Annotated in this window: 21 protein-coding genes; 9 read left to right on the top strand and 12 right to left on the bottom strand. The window is 64.9% G+C overall.

Annotation, left to right across the window (positions count from 1 at the left end):
• Window positions 1–38 precede the first annotated feature (38 nt).
• Window positions 39–1,247 carry an aspartate transaminase gene (locus QM693_RS00655; protein WP_283351033.1) on the top strand — a complete coding sequence of 403 codons (1,209 nt, stop codon included), beginning with the start codon at window positions 39–41 and terminating at the stop codon, window positions 1,245–1,247.
• 34 nt (window positions 1,248–1,281) lie between these two features.
• Window positions 1,282–1,953 carry a 4-carboxy-4-hydroxy-2-oxoadipate aldolase/oxaloacetate decarboxylase gene (locus QM693_RS00660; RefSeq protein ID WP_280779527.1) on the top strand — a complete coding sequence of 224 codons (672 nt, stop codon included), beginning with the start codon at window positions 1,282–1,284 and terminating at the stop codon, window positions 1,951–1,953.
• A gap of 420 nt (window positions 1,954–2,373) precedes the next feature.
• On the opposite strand, the gene QM693_RS00665 is transcribed toward QM693_RS00660, so the two are convergent.
• From QM693_RS00665 to QM693_RS00690, 6 genes are all read right to left on the bottom strand, one after another.
• On the bottom strand, window positions 2,374–2,700 hold the full coding sequence (locus QM693_RS00665) for a hypothetical protein (protein WP_280779528.1): 327 nt from the start codon (window positions 2,698–2,700) through the stop codon (window positions 2,374–2,376).
• Window positions 2,701–2,921: 221 nt separating this feature from the next.
• Entirely contained in the window at window positions 2,922–3,287 is a 366-nt protein-coding gene (locus QM693_RS00670) for a TSUP family transporter (protein ID WP_283351034.1), read from the bottom strand.
• Entirely contained in the window at window positions 3,284–4,492 is a 1,209-nt protein-coding gene (locus QM693_RS00675) for an MBL fold metallo-hydrolase (protein ID WP_283351035.1), read from the bottom strand. The genes QM693_RS00670 and QM693_RS00675 overlap by 4 nt, the downstream gene beginning before the upstream one ends.
• Before the next feature lie 143 nt (window positions 4,493–4,635).
• Window positions 4,636–4,953 carry a WhiB family transcriptional regulator gene (locus QM693_RS00680; RefSeq protein WP_283351036.1) on the bottom strand — a complete coding sequence of 106 codons (318 nt, stop codon included), beginning with the start codon at window positions 4,951–4,953 and terminating at the stop codon, window positions 4,636–4,638.
• A 138-nt stretch (window positions 4,954–5,091) separates the two neighbouring features.
• Complete coding sequence (locus QM693_RS00685) at window positions 5,092–5,598, bottom strand: amidohydrolase family protein (RefSeq protein ID WP_283351461.1); 507 nt, start codon at window positions 5,596–5,598, stop codon at window positions 5,092–5,094.
• A 115-nt stretch (window positions 5,599–5,713) separates the two neighbouring features.
• A complete protein-coding gene (locus QM693_RS00690; protein WP_283351037.1) occupies window positions 5,714–6,214 on the bottom strand; it encodes an N-formylglutamate amidohydrolase in 501 nt (166 codons plus the stop codon).
• Window positions 6,215–6,771: 557 nt separating this feature from the next.
• Between QM693_RS00690 and QM693_RS00695 the strand changes: the two genes are divergently transcribed.
• Both QM693_RS00695 and QM693_RS00700 read left to right on the top strand, forming a co-directional pair.
• Complete coding sequence (locus QM693_RS00695) at window positions 6,772–7,302, top strand: hypothetical protein (RefSeq protein ID WP_283351038.1); 531 nt, start codon at window positions 6,772–6,774, stop codon at window positions 7,300–7,302.
• Between the two features lie 75 nt (window positions 7,303–7,377).
• Window positions 7,378–7,830 carry a hypothetical protein gene (locus tag QM693_RS00700; RefSeq protein ID WP_283351039.1) on the top strand — a complete coding sequence of 151 codons (453 nt, stop codon included), beginning with the start codon at window positions 7,378–7,380 and terminating at the stop codon, window positions 7,828–7,830.
• Window positions 7,831–7,921: 91 nt separating this feature from the next.
• Here QM693_RS00700 and QM693_RS00705 read toward each other — a convergent pair whose 3' ends face one another.
• Window positions 7,922–8,659 carry a hypothetical protein gene (locus tag QM693_RS00705; RefSeq protein WP_283351040.1) on the bottom strand — a complete coding sequence of 246 codons (738 nt, stop codon included), beginning with the start codon at window positions 8,657–8,659 and terminating at the stop codon, window positions 7,922–7,924.
• Between the two features lie 180 nt (window positions 8,660–8,839).
• Here QM693_RS00705 and QM693_RS00710 point away from each other — a divergent pair, with 180 nt between their 5' ends.
• The gene (locus QM693_RS00710) at window positions 8,840–9,034 is read left to right on the top strand and encodes a hypothetical protein (RefSeq protein ID WP_061040485.1); all 195 of its coding nucleotides are present in this window, start codon (window positions 8,840–8,842) and stop codon (window positions 9,032–9,034) included.
• A gap of 54 nt (window positions 9,035–9,088) precedes the next feature.
• Here the strand turns inward: QM693_RS00710 and QM693_RS00715 are convergent, their stop codons facing one another.
• From QM693_RS00715 to istA, 4 genes are all read right to left on the bottom strand, one after another.
• Window positions 9,089–9,391 (bottom strand): hypothetical protein, encoded by a 303-nt coding sequence (locus tag QM693_RS00715; protein WP_283351041.1) that lies wholly within the window; start codon window positions 9,389–9,391, stop codon window positions 9,089–9,091.
• Window positions 9,392–9,491: 100 nt separating this feature from the next.
• Window positions 9,492–10,187 carry a class I SAM-dependent methyltransferase gene (locus QM693_RS00720; protein ID WP_283351042.1) on the bottom strand — a complete coding sequence of 232 codons (696 nt, stop codon included), beginning with the start codon at window positions 10,185–10,187 and terminating at the stop codon, window positions 9,492–9,494.
• A gap of 336 nt (window positions 10,188–10,523) precedes the next feature.
• Window positions 10,524–11,297, bottom strand: a complete 774-nt coding sequence (gene istB, locus QM693_RS00725; protein ID WP_029537648.1) for an IS21-like element helper ATPase IstB — start codon at window positions 11,295–11,297, stop codon at window positions 10,524–10,526.
• Window positions 11,294–12,691, bottom strand: a complete 1,398-nt coding sequence (gene istA / locus QM693_RS00730; RefSeq protein WP_283351043.1) for an IS21 family transposase — start codon at window positions 12,689–12,691, stop codon at window positions 11,294–11,296. The genes istB and istA overlap by 4 nt, the downstream gene beginning before the upstream one ends.
• A 500-nt stretch (window positions 12,692–13,191) precedes the next feature.
• On the opposite strand from istA, the gene QM693_RS00735 reads away from it, so the two are divergent.
• A complete protein-coding gene (locus QM693_RS00735; protein ID WP_283351044.1) occupies window positions 13,192–13,905 on the top strand; it encodes a DUF2510 domain-containing protein in 714 nt (237 codons plus the stop codon).
• 49 nt (window positions 13,906–13,954) lie between these two features.
• On the top strand, window positions 13,955–14,749 hold the full coding sequence (locus QM693_RS37705) for a DUF2971 domain-containing protein (protein ID WP_502942572.1): 795 nt from the start codon (window positions 13,955–13,957) through the stop codon (window positions 14,747–14,749).
• A gap of 232 nt (window positions 14,750–14,981) precedes the next feature.
• On the opposite strand, the gene QM693_RS00750 is transcribed toward QM693_RS37705, so the two are convergent.
• Window positions 14,982–16,169, bottom strand: coding sequence for an NAD(P)/FAD-dependent oxidoreductase (locus tag QM693_RS00750; RefSeq protein WP_283351045.1), 1,188 nt, complete (start codon window positions 16,167–16,169; stop codon window positions 14,982–14,984).
• A 1,031-nt stretch (window positions 16,170–17,200) separates the two neighbouring features.
• Between QM693_RS00750 and QM693_RS00755 the strand changes: the two genes are divergently transcribed.
• Entirely contained in the window at window positions 17,201–17,653 is a 453-nt protein-coding gene (locus QM693_RS00755; protein ID WP_283351046.1) for a MaoC family dehydratase, read from the top strand.
• A gap of 1,817 nt (window positions 17,654–19,470) precedes the next feature.
• Entirely contained in the window at window positions 19,471–20,538 is a 1,068-nt protein-coding gene (locus QM693_RS00760; protein ID WP_283351047.1) for an ABC transporter ATP-binding protein, read from the top strand.
• The last annotated feature ends 257 nt before the right edge of the window (window positions 20,539–20,795 follow it).

Here is a 20,795-nt window from a genome sequence, read left to right on the forward strand (position 1 = left end):
GGCTTCTTTCGTTCCCACGCCCTCTACCAGGAGGAACAATGTCCACCTTCGTCCCTGCAGCGCGAGTCGACCAGATGCGTGAGTCACCGAGTGTGGCAGCTGCGCAACGGGTTCGCGAGCTCCGGGCGTCGGGGCGGGAGATCCTCGACCTGACGGTCGGAGAACCCGATTTCGACACACCGGACCACATCAAGGCGGCAGCCGTCGCGGCGATGAAATCCGGTCTCACCAAGTACACCCCCGTCAACGGTATCCCCGCACTGCGGGACGCGATCGCGAAGCGAATGCTCGCCCGGACCGGGGTCGAGTTCGCGGACAACGAGATCACCGTCGGCGGAGGTGCCAAGCAGGTCATCTTCCTGGCGCTGATGGCGACGGTGGAGGAGGGCACCGAGGTGATCGTGCCCGCGCCGTACTGGGTGTCGTACCCCGACATGGTGACCGTCCACGGCGGAACACCCGTCGTCGTCGACTGCCCGGAGTCCGACCGGTTCCTGCTCACCGCGGAGAAGCTCGCCGCCGCCATCACTCCCGCGACGAAATGGGTGATCCTCAACGCACCGTCGAATCCGACCGGTGCGGTGTACAGCGAGCAGGAACTGGCGGAACTGGCAGCGGTCCTTGACCGGAACCCGCACGTGAACGTCCTCTGTGACGAGATCTACGACGAGATCGTCTTCACCGACTCACCCGTTCCGAACCTGTTGTCGGCCGCGCCGCACCTCCGCGATCGGATCCTGGTGACCAACGGTGTGTCGAAGGCCTACGCGATGACCGGCTGGCGTCTGGGGTACGGCGTCGGAAGCAAGGGCCTGATCGCAGCGATCAACAAGCTGCAGTCGCAGAGTTCCTCCTGCCCGTCGTCGATCAGTCAGGCCGCCGCGGCCGAGGCGCTCACCGGCGATCAGAGTTTCGTCACCACGTCCGTTGCGAGCTATCGCGCGCGGCGGGACGTCATCTTCGAATTGTTCTCCCGTATCGAGGGTTTGGAACCCGTGCTGCCGCAGGGCGCGTTCTATCTGTTCGTCGGATGCGCGGGCCTCGTGGGCAAGCGGACTCCCGACGGCACGCTGCTCGAGAACGATCAGGACGTGGTGCTCTTCCTCCTCGACCACGCGTCGGTGGCCACCATCCAGGGCTCCGCGTACGGCGCCCAGGCGTATTTCCGCGTCTCGTTCGCCACGTCCGAGGACATTCTGCGGAACGCGGCCGCCGCGGTCGAGAAGGCCGTCGCGTCGCTCAGCTGATCCCACCCGCTCTTACCCGACCAACGGAGACATCATGGTTCACGTCACTACCAAGATCGACCGCGCCGACAAGGCCGCGATCGACCGACTGGGCGCCTTCTCGGCCGCCACCATCCACGAAGCCCAGGGCCGTAAGGGTGCACTGGATTCGGGGATCAAGCCCATCGACCGCGACATGTCGTTCTGCGGAACGGCCTTCACGGTCGTCTGCCATCCGCGCGACAACATCATGCTCCAGGTCGCCATCAGCTACGCGCAACCCGGCGACGTGCTCGTCGTGTCCTCCGGCGACCAGCCCGCAGGACAGTTCGGCGACGTGCTGGCCAATGCGTGCGTGGCCCGGGGCATCAGCGCACTGGTCACGGACGGCGGGGTGCGGGACAGCCGGGAGATCCGCGAACTCGGGTTTCCCGTCTTCTCCAAGCACGTGTGCATCGAGGGAACGGTGAAGGAATCCCTCGGTCCCGTCAACCAGCCGTTGGTGTTCGGCGGCCAGATCATCTATCCCGGCGACGTGATCAAGGGTGACTGCGACGGAGTGGTCGTGGTCCGACGCGACGAGGTCCAGTTCGCCATCGACGCCTCCCGTGACCGCGACGCCGCCGAAGCCGCCTACATCGAGCGCTACAAGAAGGGTGAAACCCCGATCCAGGTCAGCAATCTCGCCCAGGTGCTCGAGGCGAAGGGTCTCACCGTCGACCAGTGAGCCGGCCATTCCCTGCCGCGGCGGTCCATCGGAGTTCCTCATGGCCGCGCCGGCGCCACCATCCGCGGGGTCGTGCTCGTCGCACTCGATGCGATGCGGCACAGCCACGGAGGAGGGCTTCCGCGTGGTGGCGGCGTCCGACACCAGCGGAGGATGCAACCAGGCGGGCGGGCTCGACATTCCGAAACTCGAGGCGTGGGTCGCGGCGGGTGGAACCCTCCCGACATACTCGGCCGGGGCCACGCGACGTGGATGCGTCAGGCGTTTACAGACGCGACGGTCGACGACAGCGGGCATGCGCGGTGGCTGCACTGGGACACGTTGCCCGGGTTACAGGTGTGATCGCGCATCCCTTCGATGAAGCGGGTGGTGCGGGTCAGTCCGGGTAGCGACCGGAAATGCAGCGGCCACGTCCGCGGTTCAAAGCTGGGCCAGCATGGGGAACAGAGCGATCGCGGAGACGGTGATCCCCGCGACGCCGGCAACGACGCCCAGTAGGGCACGCAAAGATGCCGCCTCGTCGTCCGCGACCGTGGACCGCGACGTAGCGACGGCACCGCAGACCACCGCGCCCACTCCCAGAAGGAAGCCGAGTCCGACCACCCAGAACGACGCAACGGACAGCGCCGCCAAGGTGATCGACACGGCGGGCAACCGCGAACCACGCTGCTTACGTTTCTCGTTGCCGTCGACGGAGGAGCACATGCTGTGGTCGGCAAGCGGCCTGCGGGGGATGGCGGCGGTCATGATCCTCCTTCTAACGGTTGACGATTCGGGTCGCCGGACACATGTCGGCTGCACAGGGCTGGAAGCGTCTTCGGGACTGACTGTTCGGTCCGAGAACGTAGTCAGTGTTGTCGTGGCCGCTTCGGCGAGTCGATGGTCGCGACTCGGTCGAGGGTCTTCAGCTTGTGACGTAGACCCACTAAAATTTAGCACTCACGTCAGGTGAGTGCTAGTTCTTTTTGCTAAGCAATTTTGCCTCTCGCGCCCCTGATCGACCCGGCGAACCTGACCCCGACGACGAGGGCAAGCCACGACGCCGGGACCGCAGCGACCAGCACGGCGCCGGGTAGGACGCCGAGGATCGCCGCCGCGGTCAGCATCCGGTATCGGCGCCAGTCCACGTCGCGGCGCACGACACCGAAGATCAGCGCGGCCGAACAGATGCTGCAGATGTTGACCAGCAGCACCCCCGCTGCGGGGCCGAGGAGCAGCGTGAGCAGCGGGGCGGACACGAGCGCGAGACCGGTACCGCTGAGCCGCTGCAGGACGGCGCCGATCATCACCGTTGCGGCGACCGCCGCCCCGAGCAGGAGCACGGTATCGATCAACTGGTGCGTTCTCCGACGCCGATCTCCATCAGGTCCTCGCCGACGATCAGGTCGCCGGAGAAGCCGGCGGCCGCGGCCTGCCACCGTTCGGTCGGGTTGTTTCCCGGCGCGAGATGCGAGAGGACCAGTGTTTTCACCCCCGCCTCCTCGGCGACCGGGCCGACCTGCTCGATCGTGGTGTGCGAGTGCAGGAGGTGTTCGATGAACCCCTCTTCTTCCGGGCTGTACGGCGGTTCGCCGTAGAGGGCTTTGACCCAGTCGGCGTCGATCACCTCGTGGACGAGGATGTCGGCACCGGTGGCCAGGGTGATCAGGTTGGGGTTGGGCGCGGTGTCGCCGGAGAAGACGATGGATCCGTCGGCGGTGTCGAAGCGGAACGCGAAGGCCGGGTAGACGGCGCCGTGATCGACCAGGGTGGCGGTCACCTTGACGCGGTCGTCCTCCATGACCAGGAACGGGTCCATCACCGGGAACTGGTTGTCATTGGCTCGGGCCGCGACGGCGGAGGGAATCGGGATGTCGTGGGTGCGAATGAGCTTGTCGAGACCGGGTTTACCGGAGTCACGGAGCCGGTCGTTGATGTCGGTGGCGAATGCCTGGGTGAGGTAGTTGGTCATGTCCACCGTGCCCGGTGTCGGGTTCTCGGGGTTGACCACCGGGACGTCGGTGGTGCCGGAGATCGGGGGCAGCGCACCCCGGTCACCGGGCCCGTAGACCTCGACCGGCGCCGACCCGGGAAGTCCCTGGTACCAGCCGGAGAGCACGATGTTGAAGTAGTCCATGGTGTGGTCGGAGTGCAGGTGCGTGAGGAAGACGCTGCGCAGGCCTTCGTAGCCGTGGAAGTCGCCCTCCTTGCCGAGGTTGGCCCGCCGGAGTTGGTGTGCGACGCCCATTCCGCAGTCGACCAGGTAGATCGCGCCGTCGACGACGACGGCGGTGGCGATGCCGTGGCGGGTCTGGTCGCCGCTGTTGTGGGGGGCGATCCAGGTCATCGGGCCACCGGCGGTGCCGAGCAGGGCCAGGCGGGTGCGGTGCGCGCGTGCGTTGTCGAGGTAAGCAAAGCTTCCGGTGCTCGCCGCGGAGGTGGTGGTGTCGGCGGCGGAGCAACCGGCCAACGCGGTCGCGGTCCCGAGTGCCATGACACCGGTGAGCAGTCCGCGGCGGGAGAGCGAATGTTGGTGAGCCTCATGGATGAGGTTGCACATCGAAATAGTCCTTCGCTGAAATTCGGCACGGCAGGCATCGGCAGGATGTGCGTGAGGCAGCGTTGCCGGAGCGGTCCGTGGGCAGTGGGTGTCGACGTGGGTGCGGTCGCTGGCGGCGCAGGTGCGCCGACCGCGTGGGGGATTCAGGAAGCGAGCGGTGTGGACCGGGCGGTGGTGGGGTTCTTCGTTCCGGCGCGTTCGCGTTCGGTCATTCCGCCCCATACCCCGTGCGGTTCGGGGGTGTTCAGGGCATGGGCGAGGCAGTGTGGCCGCACCGGGCAGTCGCCGCAGATCTTCTTGGCCGCGTTCTCTCGGCGGATCCGTGATCCGGCGGGTTCGTCGTCGGGGGCGAAGAAGGTGGCCGAACCGGTGGAGCGGCATCGGGCGTGGAGTTGCCAGTCCCAGAATTCGGTGACGGCGATGAGCTTGGCCTGCTGCCACGAGAGCAGAGTCGACGGCACGGTGATTCTCCTTGGGCCACGGTGACGGTCCGCCGCAAGGCAAAAGGGGGATCGGCGGATGTGGTTGTCCGTGGCCGGCCGGCGGGGTGGGTGGGCCACACTCCCCACCCTCACCGGCCGGTGACGGTCAGCGAATTCCTATGCGGGGATGGGGGTTCCGCGGTGGGTTTCGCTGAGCTCGGCCGGGCGCGCGGACTGTCCGGAGCCCGGATCCTTGTGGAAGACACCGTTCTTCATGATGCCGACGATCTTGGACTGGTCCTGCAGGAGGGTGATGTCCTCGAGGGGGTCACCGTCGATCAGGATCATGTCCGCGTAGAACCCGGCCTTGACCTGACCGAGGTCGTCGGGCATCCGCATGATCTGCCCGCCGAGGGCGGTGGCGGCGAGCAGGGTGTCCTTCGGGGAGAACTCGAGCAGTTCGACGAAGTGCTGCAGGTCGCGGGCGTAGGTGCCGTGCGGGGTCCACGCGAAGCCGTAGTCGCCGCCGGGCAGCACCCGGATGCCGCGTTCCTTCATCTTCTTCAGCGCCTCGATCGCACAGTCGAGTTCGTGCTGGTATCCGGCAGCTTCCGCGGCCTCTGGACATCGGCGACCAGCTGTCTCTGGCAGGGGATCGGATCGAGACGGATGGAGGAACCACATGAGCAGGCAACAGCGACGTGACTTCAAGGTCGCACCCTTCGGAGGGCGTGCAGATCGGACACCCAAGGAAGTAGCGCCCGCAGACCGTGGTCCGGCAACCGGCCAGCCTGTCGGGTCAGGCCGTCGTGGGAATGGTGATCTCGGCTCTGCCGTCGATGGCCGATAGCAGGTAGTGCGGGCAGGTGACCACCTGCCGAGGCACGGGAATCGCCCGGCGGTCGGTGTCGACGTAGAGGCGGTATGCGAGCTGCCCGCGTCGATGGACGCCGGTGCCTGGGTCGACGGCGCCGAGGAAGTATCCGTGCGCGGAGTCAACGGCCGAGAAGATCGCCCGCGCCCACTCGGCGGTATCCGCCGGCGGCAGATACCGCGGCACGCCCGTCTGCGCGTCGACGGTGTGCACGATGACCGTGACGGCGAACCCGGTCGCCGCGGGAAACCACTCCTCGGCCGTAACGTCGAACGGTGCGACGGACGTGTGAATCCGCAGCTCGATGTCCGTTCCGGTGCGCGCCGCCGCTGTGATGATGTGGGGATCCGCCGAAGCGTCCTGTGCGGCCAGGTTCGGCAGCGCCTGGTGGCCGTCGGCGTGGATGCTGCCTGGATCAGCGGACATGGGGCAAGGGTACGGGCCGCCGATACACGGCCCGCGGGGTGACGGCGAATCAGTCCGACCGGCGACCGACCCGGCAGAATGGGGTTTTGACCTGTAGTGATGACACGTCCCCTAACGGAAGGACTGGGCCGGTACCGGAGTGCGCACAGGTTCGATTGGGCCGTTGCATGCGGAATCCTCCGATTTCAGCTGGTCGCGGCGGTATGTAGCGCCAAGTAGCTTTGCCCTCGATTTGGCTCGAAACTGATGGATTCCATGAGTTACGCGTGCAGTCCGCGAGTTTCTCGCAGATTCCGATACTTACCGGGTTGGGAGCACATGTCTGCACCGTTTGACGCCCCAGTTCGGGATTCTTCACCGGACCACCTCTACGGGACTTCGCAGGTCAGCGATTTCCGGTCATGGGACGACAATCGGAATGTGCCGGTGAGGGTTCCGCTTGCGAGCGGGCATTCGCGGTCAATCACAGCGGAGGGCTTCGGCCGCCGAGAATCGGTGCGGGAGCATGTGCCGGTATTCGACCGTTCGGCACCTACCGCATGTGTCAGGCTCAGATGATGACCTGGCCGCAACGGATCATGCCGCCCGACGCGATGGAGATGGGTGCGCTTGCCCACGGCCCGCGAGTGCTCGCCCGGTCTGTGGGAATTGTGGTGGGGCTGCGTTCGATCGTTGCCTATTCATCGGGCCTGGACTTGGCGGTCGTCGCGGTAGCTTCTGGTACCCACGCCGAGGCAATGAGGCGCCAGTTTCAGGCGCCGGCTGAAATCGACCCAGTGACCGGCGAACGTCGTCGTGGTGAATGGGTGGGCGAACGACTGCAGCTGCGGGCTCTCGAAGATTCTGTCCTTCAGCCCGTTCCCCGTCGCAGCACTGAGGGGTTTCACCAGCAAGAGAACACGTATCGGCACGAGTACTTCTTTGAGGTCTCACCACTGCCGGACACAACCGAATTGCCCCTCGTCACGGCCTGGCCGGCGATTGGGCTGGAGCCTGTCACGACGTACTTGGAACTCCCTCCCTCGGAGGTCCTCCGGGCCGGAATCATCTCCCTGGGAGGCGGTTCCGGTCGCAGAAAGTACTTCTGAGGCAGGCGCAAGTACGCACAATTAGCTCGACCGCTAGTCGATCAGTCACTGACAATGGGAGTAAGAGTGGACTCCGTGCCTCTGCGGGATTGGTTGAACGAAGATGCGTTGGTATGGCGATTCCCGTTGTTTGAGCAGGCTCCCAAGACTGACGCGCCTGAGGCCTGGGTAGCCGCATTCGGGGCTGTCGCACGTGATCTGCAGTGCCTGCGTTACGGCCGTGCAGTGACGTTGGACGGGCTGCTCTGGGAGTTGATCGTCAACGACGAGTACTACGTCATTGCTGGTTGGCACCGTCCAGAAGAATATGTAGGTGATGTTGGAGGTTTCGGCATCGGCCACGGGCTGGTGATGGACGCCCCGGTGAATGAGGCAACGGTGTGGGTCGCGGACATAGTGCAGAACGAATTGGCCGGGTATGAGTTCGTGCAGTGGCCTTCCGAGGGCAAGCACCCTTTGCTCCCTCGGCTACGTGAACAACGGCCGGTGTGGGCAAATCCCCACACCGAGGACATGTCGCTCCGATAGGTGAACTCTGCCCACAATAACTCGTCTGTAGCGGATCGGCTTGCGGTGGAAGCGTTCGGACCGGCCGATGTTCGTGGCCCTGAGATTGCGGTCAGGAACGTTCATCCGGCCGCGGATTGATGGTGTCGCTGTCCCACTGGACGCTCATTGTGGCGGACACCTCGAGTGCTTCCAGCTCGGAACAATTGGTGATCGCGTGGACACACTCTGTGGATACGCCAACGTAGCTGGCCATGAGGTCGACGTCGGTTGCCACGCACCAGGCGCGGTCGTCGGGCCACCAGAGGTTCGGCGATAGAAGATTGCGGAATCGGCTTCCAGCCGCGGTGATTGAGTCGGTGAGTAGAAACATCCCCATATTGCCCGCTTGCAGTAGTCCGGCGTTCTCGCGGACGTCATCGAGCAGAGTGTTTCCTTCCCATATGGCGTACCAGCACTGCTCGGGTGTGGTCGTGAAGTTCGCAAGCACACCGATGAGAGCTTCAGCTGTCGGACCGGTGAGCTCACCGGTACTCGGAGCTTCGTCCCATAGGCCTGGCTGACCTTTTCTGGCCGCGGGTGTAGGGAGTAGGAACTCCCATTCCATCAGTGGATGCGCGACACGCTCGTTCGCCGCTGCGACGGCGTGCCAGGTGATGGGCTCGCGTTGCCCAGCGGAGGTGCCTGTGCGCCGATGGGCAGGATGAAATATCCGTGCGTATGCATCGAATTCCGGCGGCACCACCTGACCGACGAGGCCGGCACGATGGTCTACGGCGAATCGCTTCAGGCTTTCGTCCACCCATGTGCCTGTCGATACGTCGCGTTGAAAGCTATCCGCAGTCCACATGAACAGTAGAATCCCACGATCTCCGCGCCTGGTACTGGAAACAGATTGTGGCTGCTCCGGTTAGGGATCGGCTATCGGCACAGCGCTTGGCACCCCGATGTGGCAGTCGGAGCAAGATCGAATCGAACTGGCAAATATCGGAGGCTTGCACACCGAAACCGGACGGGTTAGTCATGTCTTATGACCGAGAATCCGGGAACCCGCGCGGGTCTGAATGTGGGTGACCGCGTCAAGGTGCATACCGATGCCACCTCGGAGTTCGTCATTGTGAGCATCGACGGCGAGGACGCGGTGATCGAGTCGGTGCGTGACGACGTTCCCGGTCGTTTCCCCTTCCATGCCCGCCTCGAGCGGTTGGTTCCGGTCGAGTCCTGACCTCGCAAGAAATGCCATCTGAACTGTGGAGATGACACGTCCCCCTAGGGTGGGTTACCGCCCGCTCGTCGCGGCGATCGCGTCGGTGATCTGCCCGCGCTGCTCGGCGGTCAGGTCGCGGACCCGGGCGTCGTCGGCGATGCCGAGCATGACCATCACCCCGGCCGGCCCGATCCCGGATCCGCGCATGTACGTGGTGAGGACGTCGGTGACGAGTAGGTTGGCGGCGATCCGGTCGCGTCGGCGATACAGCAGCGACGTTAGCGGTATGGATCCGGAGAGCAGGTCGTCGGTTCTCTTCTGCCGCACCGCGTTCAGACTGACGATCTTCTGGTCATCGGGTTCGGGGGTCGGCACTGGGGTTCCTCTCGGTTGGCAGGCGGCATCGGCGGATCAGGCGCAGCGGGGTGTGTGGTCGCGCCGGCCTAACGTGTTCGGCCAGCGCTCCCGCGCCGCATCAGCTGCCCAGGCGCCGCGGCCGGCGGGCGGCGAAGACCGCGACAGAGCCGACGACGGTGATCTCGACCTCCTCGAACGGCGCGGCCAGGGCCGTGTGCAGACCGTCGAGGTCGTCGCCGCGGTTGTGGAACAGCTTGATCGGCCCGTTGTAGAGGCGGTTCAAGGCGCGGCTGAGTGGAGTGTGGTGCGCACCGGTGTCGAGGATGGTCGAGCCGAAGAACACCCCGTCGTCGGCCATGACCTGGGCGATGTGCCCGAACGCGCGGGCCTTCTCCGCCCAGGTACCGGGCACACAGTGCAGGACGAAGTTCGCGGCCACGGAGTCGAATACCCCGATGTCCGCGGGTAGTGGGGCGAGGATGCTGCCGGTGTGCGCGGCCGCGGTGATGCCACGGTCGGCTAGGCGCGCGGTGGTCATCTGCAGAGTGTTCGGGTTGAGGTCGAGCAACTCCACCACCGGGTTCGGGGTCGGGTAGGTGGCGTGCTGGAGGTACCAGCCGGTTCCCGGGCCGATGTCGAGGTGCCGGCCACCGAGGTGGGAGTTGTAGTGCGCGAGCAGGCGTTCGCGGGGGTAGCGCCACACGAGGGTGTTGCTCCACCGCAGCACGACGGTGTCGTACACCGACAGCAGCGCCCGCCTGTATGGGGTGGCGCCAGCCTTCTCCGCCTGTGTGTGAACCGCACTTGCAGACATGCGTTCCCCCTCATTGTTCGCGTGCTGGCGTTCCCCCGCCCTCACCGATCGTAAACGGCGCCGATTCCAGGGACTCGGTCGATTCGTCTGCCGCGCGGTGTGTGGGTGTCGGAGCGTCGATCGTGCCTCCGCGTCGTAGGTAGCTCACCATTCGACTTCCACCAGGCCCGCCGCAGTGGATCGTCGACGGGTGGTGTGCGCCCTCGGCCGAAAGGTGTCAACGGACACGAGGAAGTCCAGGCGGGCGGACATGAGATCTCCGGATCTGTGGACGTCAAAATTCCGGATGTGCGGTCGTTGAAGACCGGTGGCGGCCGGTGCCGTTGGTCCGCGTCGTTAGTCGAGTGGGTGCACGCCCTTGCCGGCGAGGGCGTCGGCGAGGCGGTGTGAATCGCCCTTGGTCACGATGACGTGGGCGTGGTGCAGGAGCCGATCGACAGTAGCGGTGGCCAGGGTCTTCGGCATGATCGTGTCGAATCCCGAGGGGTGAATGTTCGACGTCACGGCGACCGAGCGGCGCTCGTATGCGGCGTCGACGATGCGGTAGAACGCCTCGGCGGCGTCCTGCCCGGCGGGCAGCATGCCGATGTCATCGACCACCACGAGATCGCAGGAGCAGACTTTCGCCACCGTCCGGGCGACGGATCCGTCGGCCTTCGCCTTGTTCACCGTTTGGGTGAGGGTTTCGAGGGTGAACCACAGCACCCGCAGGTCGGCCTCGATCGCCGCGTGCGCGAGCGCTTCGACGAAATGACTCTTCCCCGTCCCGGATGCTCCGGACACGGCCAGGTTCTCCCGGCGGTGCACCCATTCGAGCGTGGTGAGCGCGTTCTGGGTGGCCTCGGGAATCGAGGACTCCTCCGGGCGCCACGACGAGAACGTCTTGCCGGTCGGGAATTTCGCGTTCTTGCGGCGCATCCGCCGGGTGGCGGCGTCCCGGCCGACGACTTCCTCCTGCAGCAGCACCCGCACCACCTCGGCCGGGTCCCAGCGTTGGGCCCGGGCGGTCGCGAGCACGTCGGGGGCGGCCTTGCGCAGATACGGCAGCCTCATGCGGGTGCAGATCTTGGCCAGCTCGTCCGGGAGGGGCGGTGCCGAATTGCTGTTCATGCGCCCACCCGGCCCCATCCGGCGGTGCCGGGTTGCGTGGAGTGGGTTTCGTCGACCACCATTACAGGTCCGGGCTGGACGGCGGCGGCAAGGTGGTCAAGGATCGAGGCGAGATCCCCGTCGCCGAACCGGCCCGCCACCGCGGCCACGGCCAATGCCTGATCGACCCGTCCGGCGCCGAGGACATGGGCGAATTCGACTGCCCTGGCCATCTTGTGGCGGATCCGGACGACCCCTCCGGCGACGGCCTCGGTCAGCCAGCGGTGTGCACCCTCGCCGAGGGCGAGGAAGTCGATCTCGGCCGCGGTGCGCGGGCGGGGTTTGGGCAGGCGCAGCACCGATCCGTCGTCGGGGTGATGCGGGTAATGCGCGGCGACGATCCTCGGGTTCCCCGGGGTGGACAGTCGGTGGCGGGCGATCTCCGCGACACCGCCTCCGGTGCGGGCGACGATCACCAATTCGTCGCCGGTGACCCGGCACCACACCTTCGTCCCTTGGTGCCCGTCCGGGGTCGAGTACCGCACGTTGCCCCAGCTGACGGTCTGATCGAAGCCGACGAGGCGCTCCTCACCGAGGGCAAGCAGATGCGGATCCTCGGGCAGCACGTGCAGCCGGCCGAGTTCGGTGGCCAACCGCTCGGCCGGGGCGGCCCCGACGGCGCGGTGCGGGCGGGCGTTGACCTTCTCGCACCACCGCTCACATGCGTCGACGAGCTCGGCGAAACTCGGGTATTCCTCGAGCAGGTTCGCCTCGGTCGGCACCAGATCGGCCTTCGCGATCTTGACCGTGTGCTCGGCGCCGCCCTTCGATTCCGGGTCGAACGGTTCACACGTGTGCACGACGCAGCCGTAATGCTTTCCTGCGGAGACGATGTCGGGGTGGCGGACGGGGACGCCGGCGATCCGGTCCATCGTGACGGTTCGGGGATTGTCGGTCAGCAGATACGTCGGTGCCCCACCGATCCGGCGCAGCGTGGTGTCCAGGCAGGCGATCAACGTCGGGAGCTGCTGGTCCCACGCCGGCACCACCACCCGAAACCTCGACCACGACAACCATGCGCAGAACAGTTGGGTACGCCGGCCACCGACCCGCGGGCCCTCGCCCCAATCGAACTGCAGCCACATCCCCGGCTCCGGGATCCAGGGCCGATACTTCCGGCGGTGCCCGGCCCGGTAGGTCGCCTTGAGCTCGGCGACCGCGCGGCGGGTGGTGCGGTCGGTGCCATCGAAGCCCATCGCGGTGAGCTTGTCGTGCACCACGTCCGCCCGGATCCGGCCCTGTGAGGCCTCCACCAGCTCCTCGATCTTCCCGAGGAACGGGTCGATCGAGCGTGCGCGACGCGCACGCTCGGCCGGGTCGCGGCCGGCGTCGCGGAGCTCGACATACCGGGCCACCGTCTCGTCACACCCGACCAGCTGCGCCGCCGAATGCGCACACTGAGTCAGTTCGTAGGCTCCAAGATCTCCATCACTTCCCAGGCACACTTGGTCATGGGGTTCCTTCGGTCGGTTGGTTTGCGCGGCAAACCAAGCCAACTCGGGCGAAGGAACCCCGTCCGGTATTTACGCCAGCGTGTCAATCAGCTGTTTCGCGGCCGCCGACCCGGAATTCTCGTGTCCACTGATCCGGAGAAACCGTGTCCGCCCAACCGGAGCGAACTGACCGCCTACAAGGAGTCTGACGTGTCCGTTGGCAAAAGGCACTGTCGCCTGATGTCATTCGTACGATATACACACTGCGTGTAGAAGGACGTCACCGGACGTAGCGCGGCAGTGAAGGTGTAACAATCCACGGAGAATCCGCAACCGTTTCCGAATCTCAAGGGCAAGCGGACGTGCCCACCGGCGCCTGACAGTTCGGCGGGTCACAGCACAGATCGAGGAGAACTCCCAAAGTGACCGCTCCGACACCCCCGCCCGGATGGCACCAGGACCCGGCAGACGCGAACCTGCTGCGCTACTGGGACGGGAGGCAGTGGACCGAGCAGACCCAGCCGAAGCCGTCCCAGACACCCACTCCACGGAAGGGCGGCGTGGGGAAGGTCCTGCTCATTCTGGCGGCGGTGCTGGTAGTCATGGGAATTCTCGGCGCGGTCTTCGGTGGTGGGGACAAGAAGGACGACAAGCCGGCGGCCGCGGCGGCGACAACGACCGCCACAACGACACACGCCACCACGCCACGGCCTACAACGACGTCGGCGGCACCCTCATCGACCACTCCACCGGCCGCGGCCGCACCGACCACGACGCCGGCCCCGGCGCCGCGACCCGCGGTTCCGGCTTCTGACCCGCGCTGCGCCCCGGCGAACGAAACGCTCGTGGCCCTCGTCGAGTCAGGGTTCTCCGCGTCGGGCCTTTCGCTCATCAACGGCACAGTGATCGACTCCGGTCCGTACACCTTCCTGGGCGGCACCACCGTCGACACGACCGGCAAGATGAAGAACCGCTCCGACGTCTGGGTGATCGCGAACGGCGCGGTCTATGCCTCGACCGGTGGCGCCCGTAACACCACCACCTGGCCCAAGGCCAGCGCCGCCCCGCTGAAGATCTCCCCCGGTGACGAGATCGTCCAAGCCCTCGACACCTGCGTCGTGAACCTGACGCGGTGATGAGAGCCGTGGCACCGGAGACTAACCCCACCAAACTGCCTGACACCTTGTGGCACTACACGACCGCCGCGGGACTCCTCGGAATCCTCGGCAATGTGAAACCCAGCCGGACAACGCGGCTGCCGGGGATGCCACGATCACGTCCTCCGACGGGTTCACGGTTTCGGGATCCGAATTCCAGGCCGTGTTTCGGGCAACTGCAATCGAGTACCTCAACGACGATCAGGAACTCATCCACGGGCTGCAGTTCCTCAAGCAAGCCATCGTGGCCTACGCCGAGCAGTTGGAGGCAATCAACTACGGGCCGAACGACCGGCATGAGATCGCCAACCCCGCGGACAAAGCGAAGTTCTTTCGAGCTCTCTGTGATTGCATCGACCAGATCGCCGCCCGAGACTACGAACACCACATCCACTGCTACACGACCTCGTTCTCGACGGAACCGGGTGTGCTCAGCCAGTGGCGCGGCAACGGCGGCGGAACCAGCGGATTCGCCATCGGCGTGGACTTTTCGAAGTTTCCGAAGCGCCGCGCGGAAGGGTCATTCTTTCATCGACAGCCCTTCCTCACTTCCGTTCACTACGGCCACGACAAAGTGCCGGCCGAAGTGACCGCCGAACTCGAGCAGTGGCTGCACCACTGGGTCTACGCGAAGACCCAGGCGACGAAGCCGACGGGGCAAATGTTGAGCGAATGCGTCCGGTGGATGTCAGCGCTGGCGGCACGGATCAAGCATCCGGGCTTCTTCGAGGAGAAAGAGTGGCGCTACGTCGACCTCAATTACTACGGCGCCCACGCGTATCGAGACGGCGGAACCTTGTGGTCCTACCGCACCGTTGGGTGATCGAACGGACGCTGTCGTGGCTGGTGCGCTGTCGCCGCCTCGACCACGACTATGTGCGCCTGCCCGCACACTCGGAGCCCGTTCATCAAGTGGGCCATGATCGGGCTCATGACACGACGACTCGCACCGACACCGGACTCCGACCATGGCAATCGTCCCGCGAATCGTGACCATTTCCAAACACTTACTTATACCCGTGCGCTGCCGCCCTCGAAGGTGGGGAGAACCCCGATCAGCAGGTCCCTGACGCGGCCTCGAGGGCCTCGCCGATCGGAGTTCCCGCCGCGATCTTGCCCCGCATCTTCATGACGCCCCCCGCCATTCCACCGCCGACGACACCGGCCAGGATGCCGTCCCGCTCGTAGTAGGCGAGGAACTTGCGGCCGTCGTCCTTGATCACGTGCACCTCGTCGGTGGCCGCCACCGTGCCCAGGGCCTGGATCTTGATGTCGTACTGGTCGCTCCAGAAGTACGGCACCTGAGCGGCGGCGTTCTCGTCGCCGGTCTCGGTCAACGCCCCGGCGAGGATCTTGGCCTGCTCACCGGCATTGCTCCAGTGCTCGACGCGTTTGCGACCGCCCACCCGCAGCTGCCACGCGGCCACGTCGCCGACCGCCCACACGTGCGGGACCGCCGTGCGTCCGACGCCGTCGCACACCACACCGTTGTCCAGTTCGACGCCGGAGCCGTCGAGCCACGCGGTGACCGGCACCGAACCGACACCGATCGCCACGACGTCGACCTCCACTTCGGTTCCGTCGCCGAGGACGGCTCCGGTGACCCGGTCGGTGCCCACCAGCGACGTGAGCCCGACACCGGCCCGCAGGTCGACTCCCTCGCCGGTGTGCAGCCGGGCGACGAGTCCGCCGACCTTCTCGCCGAGCACGGACGCGAGCGGCGTCGGCTGCGGCTCCACCAGCACCACGTCGAGACCACCGGCCCGCATGCTCGCCGCCAGCTCGCAGCCGATGAACCCCGCCCCGACGATCAGTGCGCGCTTGCCCTCGGCGAGGTCCGCGCGCAACGCCAGGCTCTCGTCGATGGAACGGAGAACGTGGACGCCCGCGAGGTCCGGGAGACCCGGTATCCGCCGCGGCACGAGGCCGGTGGCGATCACCAGTTCGTCGTAGCCGAGTTCGCTGCCGTCGGCGAGTCTCAGGATGCGGGATCCGGTGTCCACCGCGACCGCCTCGACACCCAGACGCAGCTGGATGTTCTTCTCGTCGAAGAACTCACGTGGTTTGAGCGTGGTGTCGCTCTTCTCCCCGCGCATCACTTCCTTCGACAGCGGCGGACGGTCGTAGGGAAGATGCGGTTCACCGCCCAGAAGAACCAGGTCACCCTCGTATCCGGCCCGCCGGAGTTCCTCGGCGGTGCGCAGACCTGCCAGGCCCGCTCCGACGATCACAATTCTCTGCACTGTCCCGTACCAGCCCAATCTGCCCGTGCGACGGGCATGATCACCATCGCGTGTGTGTACAAGTCATATCAAACGGGGTGCTGCGAGGTCCATGCGGTCGCGGTGAATACGTCTCAGCAGTAATGAAATTCCGGGGTTGCGCCCATTACGATAGATATTCCTATTGCTGTCAAGCTGTCGGCGGCGAGGAATTGGAGGTGACTGCTGCTCGCCGATCGTGTCGTCTACGTTGTCAATTTCTGCATGAAATTCGGTGTCCACCTTCAAGGGCAACCATATTGTTGAAGTCTCCCCACCCAGCGCGGACCATCAGTGAGGACACCGCGATTCCGTTGCCCGAGAGGGCGCCAGGCCGCCGTCGTATGCGTCGGCGGCCTTCACTTGCCGTGTTTCACCGCGACGTGACATATCATCAGCGGACAGTTCCAATGCCACCCGAGTGTAGTCCAATTGTCGACGAACAGATCCCCTACGGTTCCGGCAAGACGCAATCGCCACATCGGGCTGGTGTCACTCGCAGGACGCGACGCTAATGCATCGTCTCAAACCTCGTCTCGCGAGCTACCCTGCAAACGGTGGGCTGGTGAAGCCCGCGGTCTAAGTCGATTCGACACCCCTGGCCGCAACCCGCCGATCCAGATCGATGCAGGTCGTGGCGTGGTTGACCCCGGTAGCCGCGCGAGCGCCGGGCAGTTCAGGCTGCCACAAAAGCGTGCCGACTGAGGGTAAGACGCGCACGCCGCCTGCCGGGCCGGACCCCCGGTGGACAATCTGCAGCTTAGGTACTCGTCCTTGACGTCGAGTCGGAGACCGCCTATCTTTCTATTCACTATTAAATAACGAGATGCTTTTCAGCTGATCAGCGTCGGGTATTCGCTTTGTGCTCGCGGTAGCGTCTGACGGGTCTTTCCATGAGGCGGACAGTAGTGTTCGGGCGGTCAACTGCGGGCCATCCCGGCTCGTCGCTGCCCGACCATAGTTGAACTAGCTGCCATAACCGCTCCATAACCAGGCAGACACAAGGAGAGTCAATGCGCCTATTCCAGAAAATAGACGAGGTCGAGGCCGCCGTCGGCGATCACCTCGGCCACAGCGACTGGCTTGAGATCACGCAGGACCGCGTGAATGCGTTCGCCGACGCCACCGATGATCACCAGTGGATCCATGTCGACCCCGAGCGGGCGGCGCAGGGTCCGTTCGGTGGCCCGATCGCGCACGGCTACCTCACGCTTTCGCTGTTACCGAGGCTCAGTGCCGACCTGATGCGCGTCGATGGCGTGAAAGTTGTCATCAACTATGGACTGAACAAGTTGCGCTTCCCACAGCCAGTGAGGGTGGGGGCATCGATCCGGGTAGGCGGCGAGATTGCGTCGTTCGAGCACACCAGGCAGGGCTCGCGGGTGGTCGTGAAGTACACCATCGAGATCAAGGGTGAGGACAAGCCTGCGTGTGTTGCAGAGTCTGTTCGCGTCCTAGTGCCTTGAGGGGCAGAGCATCCGCAAGGGAGCACTGGTCAGCCAGGCACCCCGATCGGCCGCTTCGGCGGTGGATGACGTGATGTGCCAGCCGAGTCCCTAGCAGCCGCGTGATCAGAAGAGCACCGCCGAGTTGATGTATGCCAAGGGTCAGCAGCCTCGGCATCGATCTTCCGATTCCATCGCAACCCGAGCGGTTGTGTATGAGCGCGAAGGAGAATAGTGCGGCCGCGAGCGAACCCAAAACCGCGCCCTACTGTCCCTGGGGTAGGGAAGGCAACAAGAGGGAGAAGCCTAGCGTTGAGATTCTGGTCGACGGTCTCGGACAACGAACACGAGACAGATCCGAGATGAACTGAATCGGAACCCGCGGCCCGGTGACCGAGACCAAGCTGGCGGAGAAGCCTGCCGCCTGTGTGGCCAGATCGACCAAACGCGATCACGATCCATCATCGCGAACACGGGATGTGGATGAGTCGGTCGCATTCGACGCTTCTGCTCCCGAACGATTCGGGCCGATCGACGACACCCCCCGCAACTCCGCTAGTGCCCTACCCGGGAACCTGTGCCTGTTCGGGTCGGCACGCCGCCCAGTTGCGGTGTAACGGGCACGGCACCGGTCAATTTGGTCGGGTGACAGAGTACGAGTGCACTCGCTCGACGATAACGAGGGGCAATCGACTGGTGCAGACAATCTGTCGCGGTCCCCGGTCGGTATGACCTGGCAGCGCAGCCAGATACCCTACTGCCCATGCAGGTCATGCCGGTTCCGAAGATCGCCAAGTCCATCTCCACCAAGCACGATCTGCCGTATCGACCTGGCGCCTGACCAAGCTCGCCGAGTTCTTGGTCGCCGAGGTGGTCTGTCTCGACGAGTTCGAGCTGCTGAATCTGCAATCTGCAGCTGCATCTGGGCCGGCAGCGGGCCGAACGCGGCGGCAAGCACGCTGCACTCGGGCGGGAGTCGCGAGTACGTTGCGCGCTACCTACACCCGACTACATGGGGTGCGGCACCTGTTCGCCGCGTAACGGCTTGGGCGAGGACAAGTGTGTAGTTGTGCACGATCGACAGGCCGAACGTCCGTCGGACACAGGCTGCGCAGGCACCGGAAAAACGAGAGACTTCGAGCGGTTTTCGGCGGCTTGAGGTGCCCGCCGAGGGCGAAGGTCCGCAGTGCCGGGAACTGCGCCTCGATCGGCATCGGCCCCAAGGAGCAGAGCAGCATGATTCGCCGCTACATCAGAACGAGGATGCGGCAGACGAGACGCCATACGAGATCGCGAACAAGGAAGCACTGTCTGAGGCGGCCGTAGCCGCTCCCTTCTGTCCGCTTCCCGCAGCTTTCCGAGGGCTACATGGCGGGCCGTAGTGAGAATCCTTCTGCCGTGTTCGCGCGGTTCGATGGCCCCGGGTTCGCGGCCACATTGCCCCATCGGATGTGAGCGTTGACACATTGTCGAATCTATTCTAAATTATGTTTGTGCGTCCGTGGCTCATATGCGATTTCGATTCGAGCATGGGGCGGCGACTATTTCACGAGGGAGATCAATCTAATCGTGGCGTATCGCCGACCTCCGACGCATATGTAGGCGCCCGAGCGTGCCCGCAAAGTGGACCGGGTCCGAAGGCCCGGGTGTTTAACCGGTGACCTAAGGGCGCCGGTGCGACCGTAATCAGAAGCCGAGGAAGGTAGTCCGATGAAAGACGCCGTCATCGCTGGTTCAGTAAGTAGCCCTGTAAGGACATGCGACAGTGCTGTGGCCGCGTCCATCCGGTCGACGTGTCCGCGTTGGTGCTCGGGGATGTCTGAAAAGACGCGGAGGTAATGGTGGGAGTCGAGGTATCCGTCGAGGGACTGACCAAGTCGTTCGGCTCGCAGAGGATCTGGCAGGACGTCACGTTGACCCTTCCCGCCGGTGAGGTCAGTGCGTTGCTCGGGCCGTCGGGTACGGGTAAGTCGGTGTTTCTGAAGTCGCTGATCGGTTTGCTCCGCCCGGAGCAGGGCTCGATCGTGATCGACGGCACCAACATTCTCGAGTGCTCCAGCAAGGAGCTCTACGAGATCCGCAAGCTGTTCGGTGTGCTGTTCCAGGACGGCGCCCTGTTCGGCTCGATGAACCTGTTCGACAACGTGGCGTTCCCGCTGCGCGAGCACACCAAGAAGTCCGAGTCCGAGATCCGCAAGATCGTCATGGAGAAGATGGAGCTCGTCGGCCTGCTCGGGGCCGAGGACAAGCTGCCCGGTGAGATCTCCGGTGGTATGCGCAAGCGTGCGGGCCTGGCCCGCGCCCTGGTGCTGGACCCGCAGATCATCCTCGTCGACGAGCCGGACTCCGGCCTGGACCCGGTGCGTACCACCTACATCTCCCAGACGTTGATCGACATCAACGCCGAGATCGACGCGACGATCCTGATCGTCTCGCACAACATCAATCTCGCGCGCACGGTGCCGGACAACATCGGCATGCTGTTCCGCCGTCATCTGGTGATGTTCGGTCCGCGGGAGGTGCTGCTCACCAGTGAGGAGCCGGTGGTCAAGCAGTTCCTCAACGGCACCATGATCGGTCCGATCGGCATGTCCGAGGAGAAGGACGAGGCCACCATGGCGCAGGAGCAGGCGATGGTCGACGCCGGTCACCACGCCGGTGGTGTCGACGACGTCGAGGGCATCGTCCCGCAGATGAAGGCGACGCCGGGGATGCCGTTCCGGCAGGCCGTCGCCCGCCGGCAGGAACTCGTCCGGCACATCATGCACACCCTGCCCGAGAACGCGCAGATCGCGATTCAGCAAAGCTTCGACGAAACACTGGTTCCTGCCGATGATTTCGATACTGAGGTCATTCCTCCTCCGTGGGGGACAGCTGAGGATTCGCGACGAGTGCTGAGGCCGTGACCCGGCTAGTCCAAAGCCTCTCCGGCGCGTGACTGCACGTAGGAGCGTGGGGACGCTGTTCGGTCACAGTTCGCAAATCCTCTCTCCCCTAACGATTTGCAGCGTTGCCGGAGACGACGAGTACGAAATGCGATCTATTACTCGGTTTCGCTTGCTAGAAGTGGGCACCTCTGACTACCATGATACGCAGAACGTTACGTGTATCACAGTAACCACCGAAAGTGACGCTCGACACTCAGACCTGACTCGGCGAACGA

The sequence above is a fragment of the Rhodococcus sp. IEGM 1305 genome (assembly GCF_030058635.1).
GTDB classification, from domain to species: domain Bacteria; phylum Actinomycetota; class Actinomycetes; order Mycobacteriales; family Mycobacteriaceae; genus Rhodococcus_F; species Rhodococcus_F opacus_D.